The organism is Mesorhizobium sp. IMUNJ 23232 (genome assembly GCF_044326205.1).
GTDB lineage: Bacteria > Pseudomonadota > Alphaproteobacteria > Rhizobiales > Rhizobiaceae > Kumtagia.
In genome coordinates, this window is record NZ_JBIRCY010000168.1 from 1 (window position 1) to 681 (window position 681).

The 681-nt window shown below is 57.7% G+C and carries 1 pseudogene; it reads left to right on the plus strand.

The annotated features are described in order from the left end of the window. Window positions 1-489: pseudogene (locus tag ACH196_RS38145) on the plus strand (recombinase family protein); the annotation flags it as partial. Window positions 490-681: the final 192 nt, after the last annotated feature.

The window sequence follows — 681 nt, forward strand, 5'->3', positions numbered from 1 at the left end:
CGAGTGTTCCCGAAGATCACCCTGACATCGGAGGCCATTATCTTCCAGATCGATGCCGCGGCGATGATCGATACATTATTGCCCGGAGACAATGCGGTACCCGATGCTTTGCGAAGCAACTCGACCGAGCAAACATCTGAGGCTATCCCCATCACTGTCCGGCGACGCGGCAATGAGGCACGGATCGTGCTGCCAGGCTCCAATAGCCGAGAGCCGGATCAGAAGCTGATCTATCTCATCGTCACTGCGAATCGCTTGTTAAAAAGACTCACCGATGGATCGGCACAGAGCATCGGCGAGCTCGCCAATTCGTTCGGCATGGACAGATCCGATGCTCGCAGGGTGCTGCGCCTGGCCTTCCTCGCTCCGTCGATCGTCGACGACATCTTCTCCGGCCGGCAGCCACCGCACCTCACTGCACGAATGCTGTCTCGCTTCGAGGACCTGTCGTTTGGCTGGAACGAGCAGCGGACTCAGCTCGGCTTCTGACGCAAACCCCGTCAGCGCTGCATCCACAAAGATGCAACGACCATCATTCCTGCAAAAAAGGGGACGCGCGGAGGCGCAAAAGAGACGGGGGCGCGAAACGTCCCGAAATCGCGTCAAAAGCTACGTCTCTTGGGCCTACATTACATGCTGAACCCTGCTAAGTCACGGAAATGTCGAGGCTATTCCGAGACG